Source organism: Kitasatospora sp. NPDC057542, from assembly GCF_042801945.1.
Lineage (GTDB): Bacteria > Actinomycetota > Actinomycetes > Streptomycetales > Streptomycetaceae > Kitasatospora.
In genome coordinates, this window is record NZ_JBHVFE010000498.1 from 1 (window position 1) to 6,393 (window position 6,393).

At 74.0% G+C, this 6,393-nt stretch carries 5 protein-coding genes; 4 read left to right on the forward strand and 1 reads right to left on the reverse strand.

All coding sequences use genetic code 11. The annotated features are described in order from the left end of the window. Window positions 1-233: 233 nt before the first annotated feature. Window positions 234-893 (reverse strand): phosphoribosyltransferase, encoded by a 660-nt coding sequence (locus tag ACFU7Y_RS37710; RefSeq protein ID WP_380771052.1) that lies wholly within the window; start codon window positions 891-893, stop codon window positions 234-236. A gap of 348 nt (window positions 894-1,241) precedes the next feature. On the opposite strand from ACFU7Y_RS37710, the gene ACFU7Y_RS37715 reads away from it, so the two are divergent. The 4 genes from ACFU7Y_RS37715 to ACFU7Y_RS37730 form a co-directional block, all read left to right on the forward strand. Beyond that, a complete protein-coding gene (locus ACFU7Y_RS37715) occupies window positions 1,242-1,676 on the forward strand; it encodes an STAS domain-containing protein (RefSeq protein ID WP_380771053.1) in 435 nt (144 codons plus the stop codon). 10 nt (window positions 1,677-1,686) lie between these two features. After that, on the forward strand, window positions 1,687-2,220 hold the full coding sequence (locus ACFU7Y_RS37720; RefSeq protein ID WP_380771055.1) for an ATP-binding protein: 534 nt from the start codon (window positions 1,687-1,689) through the stop codon (window positions 2,218-2,220). A 67-nt stretch (window positions 2,221-2,287) separates the two neighbouring features. Continuing rightward, a complete protein-coding gene (locus ACFU7Y_RS37725) occupies window positions 2,288-2,659 on the forward strand; it encodes an STAS domain-containing protein (protein WP_380771056.1) in 372 nt (123 codons plus the stop codon). A gap of 158 nt (window positions 2,660-2,817) precedes the next feature. Continuing rightward, on the forward strand, window positions 2,818-6,393 hold a 3,576-nt coding region (locus ACFU7Y_RS37730; RefSeq protein WP_380771057.1), incomplete at its 3' end, for a HAMP domain-containing protein.

Below are 6,393 nucleotides of genomic sequence, written 5' to 3' on the forward strand. Positions count from 1 at the left end.
CAGTACACGCTGACCCGGTACGCGGAGAGCGCCGCGTCGAGACCGGAAGTATGAGGAAACGGACCTTTCGGTGCAAGCTTCCTGATGGGGTGTCGACGGACCCGAGGGCGCCGGGGTGAACCCGCGCATCCGCCGTCGGTCTTCGGCAGCGCGAACTCCGGCGGTCCGCAGGTTCTCCCTGACCGCCGGGTCATCGAGCCGAGGCCTGCTCCCGGGTGAGCTGCCACACCCCCTCAGCTCCGTCCACCCGCCGGGGTGTACCGCCGCAGCAGGACGGCCGCCTCGCGGTCGGTGACCTCGTGGAACTCGCCGTACCAGGGCCCGGCGGCGTGCGCGTAGCGGGGCAGGTGGAGGCAGACCACCGTGTCCACGTCCCGGCGCAGGTCGGCCGCGATCCGGGCGTCACAGACCGGCGCGGCGAGGACCAGGTGCGCCGGGCGGTCGGCGGCGAGGGCGTGCAGGGCCGCCCGGGTGGTGAGGGCGTCGGTCAGGCCGTCGGAGACGAGGACGACGGTGCGCCCGTGCAGCGGCAGCCGGGACCGGCCCTGGCGGTAGAGCGCCTCGCGGCGGTGGACCTCGACCCGCTCCCGCTTGACGCTCGCACCCAGCTCCGCCGGGGTGACGCCGAGGGTCCTGAGGGTGTACCCGTCGAACAGCGGCGGGTCGCCGTCCGCGATCGCGCCGACCGGGCGGTCGTGGCCGGGCACGGCCAGCGGCCGGACCACCGCGGCGTCGAGCGGGGCATCCAGGGCCTCGGCGACCTCGGCGGCCACCGGCAGCCCGCCGGGGGCGAGGCCGAGGACCACCACCCCGGCACCGGCCCGCCCGCCCAGCAGCGGGACGAGCCTGCGGGCCAGCCGGTGTCCGGCGGTGCTCCGGTCGAGGAATCTCACGGCCTGTCCTTGTCCTCCGTGCGTTCGCGCGCCCCGGTCGGGACGGGGTGGCACGAACCGGCGAGCGGCCCGCGGGCAAGCGCCCGCCCGACCCCTCCACCGTCGCGCCTTCCCCGCCGCCGCGGGCTCTAACGTCCGGGGTGCGGTCAGGCCGTGATGCGGGCCATGCGGGCCGGCGCGTGTGACCCGGCGGGGTCGGGGCAGGCGCGGGGCATGGACGACCGACGGACGGTGCTCCCGCCCGTACCCGGGATGTTCGCGGGTACGGCCGTTCGCCCGGCCCGGCACGGTGCGCGCGATGATGGTCACGACGGCGCCCCGCCGTCCCGGCCGGACCGGGAGCGGGTCATGTCACCGCCATCCGATCAGCCTTGCGAGCCCGCCGGGGGCGACGAGTCCGGCGACCTGCGGATCGCGGTGGGCGACCGGGGGCCGGTACGGATCGTCACCGTGGTCGGGGAGCTGGACCGGGACACCGCGGACGAACTGCGCGCCGCGCCCGCCCACCCGCCGTCGGCGGGCGACATCGAACGGATCGTGGTCGACCTCGCCGGCCTGCGGTTCTGCGACTCGACCGGGCTGAACGTCCTGCTGCGCGCCCGGCTTGACGCGCAGGCGGCCGGGCTGGGGCTGGAGCCGGCCGGCCCCGGCCCGTCGGTGGCGCGGCTGTTCGCGATCACCGGGGCCGACGGCGTGCTGCGGGTCCACGCCGACCTCCGCACGGCGCCGGCGGCCTCCGGCGAGGGCTCCGCCGGGCCCGTCGAGCCGCCCGAGCCGAGGTAGGAGGCAGGCCGTGGACCGCCCCGGGAACGGTGGGCCGCCAGGCCGGGAGCAGACCAGGCGGCTGGCGCTGCCGGGCAGCGCCGGCGCGGTGCAGCGCAGCCGCGAGTTCAGCCGGCGAGCGCTGGTGTCCTGGCACTGGCTGCCGACCGCCGACGCGGACCGGCGGGCCGCGGCCGAGGACGTCCTGCTGATGGTCTCCGAGCTGGTCACCAACGCCTGTCTGCACGCACCCGGCGGCCCGTACGAGCTGCGGCTGCACTGGGACGGTGCCCGGCTGCGGGTCGAGGTCGCGGACGCCAGCCCCGTCCAGCCGCGGCTGCGCCCGTTCGGCGGTGCGGGACGGCCGGGCGGGCACGGGCTGCGGGTGGTGAACCGGCTGGCCCGCGCCTGGGGCTCGCAGCCCGAGGGCGTGGGGAAGCTGGTCTGGCTGGAGGTGTCGCGCCCGCCGGCCCTGACGGCGGCCGGTGCGGACGGGGCGCCGGACCGGCCGGCTGGTCGGCGTCCTTCCCGGCCCGAGGGGTTTCCGGTGCGCCGCAGTGGATAGCCGCATGGGCGTGAGCGTCGGCACCGGTCGGTGCGGGATCCGGACCGAGCGAGAGGAGCCCGCAGCCATGACGCAGCGCCCGTCGAATTCCGGGAACCCGGCCCCGGGCCGGGCCGAGGGGCTCACCGTCGAGATCCGGCCGTGGGCCCTGGGCACCGTGCTGGTACTGCGCGGTGATCTGGACCTCGACTCGATCGCCGACCTGCGGGAGGCGCTCGACCGGGCCTTCGCCGAGCCCGCCACCGTGATCGTGGTGGACTGCGCCGGGCTGGAGTTCTGCGACTCCACCGGGCTCAACGCCCTGCTGCGGGCCAAGGCCCGGGCAGCCGTGGACGGCAGCCGGATCGAACTGGCCCGGCCCCGGCCGCTGATCCTGCGGATGCTCGAACTCACCGGTGCCGTCGACGCCTTCCCGATCCACGAGACCTTGCCGGTCTGAGGCCCGCGCCGGCCGCCCGGCCCCGCGTGCGAACCGCCCCGCGTGTCACCCCCGGCCCGCGGTGGCACAGTGGGAGCAGGGCGGCGGCCCGCCGCCCTCGGGGCCGAGGTGCCCGGACGGAGCACCCCGGCCGTGCGAGCGATCCGGACGGTGGACGGATGGACGAGCAGCCGGTACCCGCAGCCCCCGCGGCCGATCCGGCCGAGCAGGCGCTGCGGCAGTTGCTCGCCGGGCTGACGGCCGTGCGCGACGGGGACTTCCGCACCCGACTCGCCCCGGACCGGCCGGGGGTGCTGGGGGAGATCGCCGTGGTCTTCAACGGCATGGCCGACCAGTTGGCCCGAATGACCTCCGAGGTGACCAGGGTGGCCCGGGAGGTCGGCAGCGAGGGCCGGCTCGGCGGGCAGGCCCAGGTGCCGGGCGCCGCCGGGACGTGGCGCGATCTGACCGACTCGGTGAACGCGATGGCGGGCAACCTGACCTGGCAGGTGCGCAACATCGCCCAGGTCACCATGGCAGTGGCCCGCGGCGACCTCACCCAGAAGATCGACGTGGACGCGCGCGGCGAGATCCTGGAACTCAAGAGCACCGTCAACACCATGGTGGACACCCTGTCCTCGTTCGCGGACGAGGTGACCAGGGTGGCCCGGGAGGTCGGCAGCGAGGGCCGGCTCGGCGGTCAGGCCCAGGTGCCGGGCGTCGCCGGGACGTGGCGCGATCTGACCGACTCGGTGAACGCGATGGCGGGCAACCTGACCTGGCAGGTGCGCAACATCGCCCAGGTGGCGACCGCCGTGGCCGAGGGGGACCTCACCCAGAAGATCTCGGTCGCCGCGCGCGGGGAGATCCTGGAACTCAAGACGACCATCAACACCATGGTCGACCAGCTGTCCTCGTTCGCCGCCGAGGTCACCCGGGTCGCGCGCGAGGTCGGTACCGAGGGACGGCTGGGCGGCCAGGCGGACGTCCGGGACGTCTCCGGCACGTGGAAGTCGCTCACCGAGTCCGTCAACGTCATGGCCGACAACCTCACCGCCCAGGTCCGCTCGATCGCCGAGGTGACCACCGCCGTCGCGGAGGGCGACCTGACCCAGAAGATCCGGGTCGACGCGCGCGGCGAGATCCTGGAGCTGAAGGAGACCATCAACACGATGGTCGACCAGCTGTCCTCGTTCGCGGACGAGGTGACCAGGGTGGCACGGGAGGTCGGCACCGCCGGGAACCTGGGCGGGCAGGCCACCGTCCGGGGCGTCTCCGGGACGTGGAAGGACCTCACCGACAACGTCAACGTGATGGCCTCCAACCTGACCGGCCAGGTCCGCTCGATGTCCGAGGTGGCGACGGCGGTGGCCCGCGGCGACCTGTCGCGGAAGATCACCGTCGAGGCCAAGGGCGAGGTCGCGGCCCTCGCCGACGCGATCAACACCATGGTGGACACCCTGTCCTCGTTCGCGGACGAGGTGACCAGGGTGGCCCGGGAGGTCGGCACCGAGGGCATCCTGGGCGGGCAGGCCACGGTCCGGGGCGTCTCCGGGACGTGGAAGGACCTCACCGACAACGTCAACTTCATGGCGCACAACCTGACCAGCCAGGTGCGCAACATCGCCCAGGTCACCACCGCCGTCGCCGAGGGCGACCTGACCCGCAAGATCGACGTGGACGCGCGCGGGGAGATCCTGGAGCTGAAGACCACCGTCAACACCATGGTGGACACCCTGTCCTCGTTCGCCGCCGAGGTGACCCGGGTGGCCCGGGAGGTCGGCAGCGAGGGCCGGCTCGGCGGGCAGGCCCGGGTGGAGGGCGTCTCCGGCACCTGGAAGCGGCTCACCGAGAACGTCAACGAGCTGGCCGGCAACCTGACCCGGCAGGTCCGGGCGATCGCCGAGGTCACCAGCGCCGTCGCGGCCGGCGACCTGACCCGCTCGATCAGCGTGGACGCCTCCGGCGAGGTCGCCGACCTCAAGGACAACATCAACGCGATGGTCGGATCGCTGCGCGCGAGCACCCTGGCCAACCAGGAGCAGGACTGGCTCAAGACCAACCTGGCCCGCTTCTCCGCCGCGATCCAGGGCCGGCGGGACATCCGCGCCGTCGCCGAGATGATCACCGACGAGCTGACCCCGCTGGTCGGCGCCCAGTACGGCGCGTTCTTCCTCGCCGAGGAGGGCGCGGACGAGACCGAACTGGTCCTGATCAGTGCCTATGGCAGGCCGGCCGGGGAGCAACGGCGGCTGCGGCTGGGGGAGTCCCTGGTCGGCCAGGCCGCCCGCACCCGGCGGACCGTGGCCGTGGACGGTCTGCCGCCCGGCTACGCCACCGTCTCCTCCGCCGCGGGCAGCGGTGACGCCCGCTCGGTGGTCATCCTGCCGATCGCCCTGGAGGAGTGGCTGATCGGCGTGATGGAGTTCGCCTCCGTCCGCCCGTTCGCCGAAGTGCACCGCGACTTCCTGGCCCAGTTCGCCGAGGCCTGCGGGGCCAACCTCGGCAACCTGCTGGCCAACGCCCGCACCGACGAGCTGCTGGGCGAGTCCCAGCGGCTCACCGCCGAACTCCAGGCCCGCTCCGAGGAGTTGCAGGAAGGTCAGGAGGAACTGAGGCGGTCCAACGCCGAGTTGGAGGATAAGGCCGCGCTGCTCGCCCAGCGCAACCGGGACATCGAGGCGAAGAACCTGGAGATCGAGCAGGGGCGCGAGGAACTGGAGGAACGGGCAAGGGAGTTGACCCGCACCTCGATGTACAAGTCGGAGTTCCTGGCCAACATGAGCCACGAGCTGCGCACCCCGCTGAACAGCCTGCTCATCCTGGCCCAGCTGCTCGCCGAGAACAACAGCGGGAACCTCACCCCCAAGCAGGTCGAGTACGCGGGTGTGATCCACTCGGCCGGCACCGACCTGCTCCAGCTCATCAACGACATCCTCGACCTCTCCAAGGTGGAGGCCGGGAAGATGGACCTGGCCATCGAACCGTTCGCGGTGCGCGAGCTGCTGGAGTACGTGGAGTCCGGCTTCCGGCCGCTGGCCGACCAGAAGGGGCTCGCCTTCGAGATGTCCGTCGACCGGGCCGTGCCGGAGCGGATCGTCACCGACCAGGCCCGGCTGCGCCAGGTGCTGCGCAACCTGCTGTCCAACGCCGTCAAGTTCACCGACACCGGCCGGGTCGAGCTGCGGATCGAACGCGTCGAGGAGGCGGAACTGCCGTCCGGACTCGGCCGGGCGCACGCCGCGGTGGCCTTCCACGTGGACGACACCGGGATCGGCATCGACCCGGCCCACCTGGACACCATCTTCGGCGCCTTCCAGCAGGCCGACGGCTCCACCGCGCGGCGCTACGGCGGCACCGGCCTCGGGCTGTCGATCAGCCGGGAGCTCGCCCGGCTGCTCGGCGGCACCATCACCGTCCGCTCGGCGGCGGGGCAGGGCAGCCGGTTCACCCTGTACCTGCCGCTGGGCGAGCAGGTGGCGGAGGGCGGTGCCGAGCCGCGGGTCCTGGTGGTGGAGCCGGAGCCGCCGGGGCTGCTCACCCAGCTCGCCCGGGCGGCGGTCGGGGAGATGGAGGCTTCGTCGGGAGGCTCCCCGGACGGAGGCTCGGGAGCTTCACCGGAGGGCGGTCCTGCGTCGCCCGTGCGGATCCACGGGGTGGACGACGAGGCGGGGCTGCGGGCCGCGCTCACGGGTGGGCCGTACCGGTGCGTCCTGCTGGACCTGGTCGGCTCCGCGGACCTCGCGCCGCTGCTC

Coding starts and splice junctions, on each gene's coding strand:
- ACFU7Y_RS37715 (WP_380771053.1), top strand. CDS start 1,242: ATGTCACCGCCATCCGATCAGCCTTGCGAGCCCGCCGGGGGCGACGAG.
- ACFU7Y_RS37725 (WP_380771056.1), top strand. CDS start 2,288: ATGACGCAGCGCCCGTCGAATTCCGGGAACCCGGCCCCGGGCCGGGCC.